Source organism: Planktothrix sp. FACHB-1355 (genome assembly GCF_014748295.1).
GTDB classification, from domain to species: Bacteria; Cyanobacteriota; Cyanobacteriia; order Cyanobacteriales; family Aerosakkonemataceae; genus Aerosakkonema; species Aerosakkonema funiforme_A.
The window spans coordinates 1-4313 of sequence record NZ_JACJUP010000556.1; the positions used below are offsets into that span (position 1 = coordinate 1).

The 4313-nt window shown below is 44.1% G+C and carries 2 protein-coding genes; both read left to right on the forward strand.

The annotated features are described in order from the left end of the window. Positions 1–210 precede the first annotated feature (210 nt). Positions 211–3615, forward strand: a complete 3405-nt coding sequence (locus tag H6S82_RS20510) for a hypothetical protein (RefSeq protein ID WP_190470971.1) — start codon at positions 211–213, stop codon at positions 3613–3615. A 300-nt stretch (positions 3616–3915) separates the two neighbouring features. Continuing rightward, a complete protein-coding gene (locus tag H6S82_RS34405) occupies positions 3916–4125 on the forward strand; it encodes a hypothetical protein (RefSeq protein WP_347339518.1) in 210 nt (69 codons plus the stop codon). The last annotated feature ends 188 nt before the right edge of the window (positions 4126–4313 follow it).

A 4313-nucleotide genomic window follows, 5' to 3' on the forward strand; every position in this document is an offset into this window, starting at 1 on the left:
TAGATAAACGATTTTACCACTTTTCCAGCTACCAGTCTAAGCCGGGACAGTGGAACCTTTGCCCCTGGCGCTAAAAGTAACTCGTGGGGTAGAAATACTCCCCTTATCCCAGATTCCAGACGGGATTAGGGGGATGAGGTTTGTCTGGGCAATAGTTCCTAGCCACTTTTTCAGCGATAGATAATCATTAACTTCATTCAGGGTGAACAGATGAGTATTGATTTATTTGATGCCAGTTACTACCAAGCTGCCAATCCCGATTTGGCTAAAGCTGGTATAACTACAGAAGCTCAGCTACGCGCCCACTTTGAAAGAGTTGGGCTAAACGAAGGAAGAGAATTTTCCCCTTTTGTCAATCTTAACGTCTACCGCGCATCAAATGGGGATCTGCAAGCAGCCGGATTAACTACTAATCAGCAACTTTTAGCCCATTTACAAAATAAAGGTGTTGCTGAGGGGCGGAATTTTTCACAATTTGGCGACATAAAATTTTACTTACAAAGTAATAATGATGTCAACCAATTTTTTCAAGGGAATCGAGAACAAGCCTTCCTACATCTAAAAAATAATGGTGTCAAAGAAGGACGGCTGTTTTCTCCCGTTGTTGACCTCAACTTTTATCGAGATGTTAACTCAGATCTGAAAAGCTTGGATAACAACCAAGCATTGCAGCACCTGGCAATGTTTGGGGTGGCAGAAGGACGAGAATTTTCTTATCCATTAAACCTCAACTACTACGATTTAAACAATCCGGATCTGCTGACCTATTACGCTAGCACTAGAAATTTGTCAACCGAAGCCGTGCTAGATAATCCAGCAGAGTTGTCATCTTATAACAAGTTTATCCTGTCGCATTTTGCCACCTTTGGAATTCGCGAAGGTCGTCGATCTTCCGATGAATTTGATGTCAATTACTATCGCAGCGCTAATAAAGATTTAGCGGGGTTGAGCAACGAACAACTGTACGATCACTTCCGCAACTTTGGCATTAACGAACTGCGACCGTTATCTGATTCTTACGATGCTGAATACTACAGTCAGGTAAGCTCTGCTCCTAACAGTTCTAACCTCACTCCCGCAGAACTCTTCAAATATTACATTACCACCGGGGGTGATAATGCCGTCCGCAATCCTAAACCCCCAAATGAGGTGCTGCCTGGATTTGACTTGGTAAGTGGAAAAGGCACAATTAGCGGCAACTTAAACGCAGCTGATGGAGCGAATCTGAATCGTAAAGGTAGCTACTCAGAAGAGTATCTCCTCAGCGGACTCGATCCTGGTCAGCAAGTTCAACTTGACTTAACAGCCGCTTATGACACTTACTTGCAACTGGTGGATCTCGTAACTGGAGAAGTGATTGCGGAAAACGATAACATTGGCTCCGGAAACCCCAACTCCCGGATCAATTTTACTGTGGAGCCAGGTACACCATATATGGTGCGTGTCAGCGGTGTTAATGCCAATGCTGTAGGTGCTTTCACCCTTTCCGGTCAAGCTTCTTCAACCATTGTGGGCAATCTAGCTGCTAATGGTGGCAATGTCTCTGACAATATAACCAATACTGACCTGCCTGACCCGCATGAAATCAACGCATTTAAACGAGATTACCGTTTGGATTTAACTGGGGTGAATCCAGGGCAAGAATTGAAAATCGCCCTCAATTCTTCCAGCTTCGATTCTTACCTAGAACTGATTAATGCCGATACAAAAGAGTTCATTGCCTCTAATGATGACATCGGTGACGAAAATACCAACTCCCAATTGAATTTTGTCGTCGAGTCAGGAATTAATTACGCAGTTCGCGTCACTTCTTGGGACGAGCAACAAACAGGAAGCTTTACCCTCACCTCAACGGTGGAAGCAGGAGCGGGAGCTACTCCACTGATCGGTCGTGATGAAACGATTACAGGGACATTTACTCCTGGTGGTCTCAACGAATCTGATACTTACACTCTGCAAGGTGTTAATCCAGGGGAGCAAATTCGCATTAACGTCGAATCTGAGACATTTGACAATTCCGTACAACTGCTTGCCAATGGCGTTGCTATTAGCAGCAATGATGATGCTAATGGCGAGACTGACTCGGAATTAACTTTTACTGCTCAGGCTAATACTACTTACCAAATTCAAGTCAATCGTTCTGATAAAGATAGGGCTGGTGACGGTCATTACACGGTTACGACGACACCGTTAACAGGTGAAGGCAGTACGGTTACTCTGGGCGACCCGGGAATGCAAAGTCTCCTGGCAAATAAAACAACTTTGGGGCGTGAAGATGTATTATCGTTCATTAACCAAGCAACAGCCGATGGAACGGTTTCGGTTCAAGAACAAGCGGATTTGAAGGAATTAACTCGCGAAGCGGTATCCTTCAGAATGCCTGATTCTGTCAAATTCCAGCTTACTCAAGTGAACGATGCGATCGATCGAACAGGTCAAAATACCGCCGTCAATGGTACTGTACTTCAGAACGCGCTAGGGCTGATCAAGGGAATAAATCCACAACCTATATACATCGGAGCGGGTGATACAGCACGTGGCCAATCTCCTGTGGTGCAGACTAATGTTGAGCATTTAAAAATTGAAGGCGAGCTTTACGGTAACGATAAGGAAGACAGAATTCGTGGCATCAACCAACGTGATTTGGGTGACTGTGCGTTTATGGGAGCGTTAGGGGCAGTTTTTGCGACTTCTCAATCTCCAAAAAACATCAAGGCAGAACCCTTCATTACGACAAACGGAGATGGCACCTATACATTTCGCTTTTTTGACGATAACCGTGAGGCATATTACGTCACCGTCGATCAAACTGTGGCAACTGTGAAGGGTCAGGGAACAATAAACTTCACAGATACTAATACTAAAAAGGTGTTTAATTACGACCAAATGCCTTTTGCTCAGAGGGGTGGCACTGCAACAGAAATTACGCTGCCAGTCACGGTCGATCTCAACGGGGCTGAAATAACTGATCAATTTCCATTCCCTGATCGCAGACAACTTCTCGCAAACAGCGATGCTTCAATTTGGGGAGCTTTGGCGGAGAAAGCTTATGCCGTATTTAGGGAGCAAACGGCTAATGCAGGATTCATACAAGGCATAGAAAAAGAGTTGCAAGGAACAAAGGTTTATGGTGGTTATACTTTCATTGGTAATGGGGATAATTCTAGAGATCCGCTTGAGCGAATTACTGGGCGCAAGGGGGATTTGTATGCCCGTGTCGCCGCTGGAAATACAGACCATGCCACTGGTGAAGTCCTTACTCAAGACACATTTTTCAAAGCACAACTTATTGGGACTAGCGCTACTTCTGATGAGACGCAACGGCTGAATTTCGATGACATTACCAACGCACTAAACAAGGGTAACCCGATAGCGGCAGCGACATCTCAATCAAGTCTCCTATTGGTTGGTGGTCATGTCTATTCAGTCACAAACGCCTATGTAGATGAAGGCGGTACTGAACACGTCGTTGTGCGAAATCCTTGGGGTCAAGATAATGACTACAATTTAAGAAATGATCCTACTCGCTACTCTGGTAATTTCTATGATGGAGTAATCGATCTGACCTTCGATCAATTCAAGAGCGGCTTTAGCGATTTGGCGATCATCGTCTAAACATTCGATCCAACCTCTCCCTCAATGAGGATTTGTCAAAATCCTCTAAGCTCTTCGATATCAAGTCCGGTAACATCGGATATCCATCTCCCAAGAAATGTTTCTGTTTCTTGGGAGATGGCTTTTATTTCTGCAAAAACCGCCTGCATTTTGTTTCTAATATAGAAACTATTTTTGTTTAAGAAAACAGGTTTCTATATTAGAAACTAGCCGTTCCCTAACTTTTATTGAAACAAATAGTTAGAGATAAATTTGGTTAAGTCCAAAGCCAATAGAGCATAGGCTAGCAGGGCACCACCAATGCCACAGATCGGAAAACCGCTGCCATACTCGTTCCAGCCTTCGGGCGATTTAAATGAGTCTGGTACTCTTGATGCCGTAACGCTTACAGCCGGCATGGGAGGATTGCTAGTGGCGTACAGAGAGATTGCGATCGTGGAAATTACAATCAGGCCAATAGTTGACAGCAAACCAGCCAAGTTCCTCTTTGTTCAATTGTGCAGCTTCTGATTTAACCTTACAAAAGTTAATTTTTTCAGGACTTACGCACGCTCCCGACCGGAAACCGGGTTTCTTCGTAGATATACAGTCGGAAAACCAACGATTTTTCATAGAAACCCGGTTTCTTTGCGTACTGATTTAACCTTACAAAAGTTAATTTTTTAATACTCTGCCAAAAGACACAAAGATAAAACTCG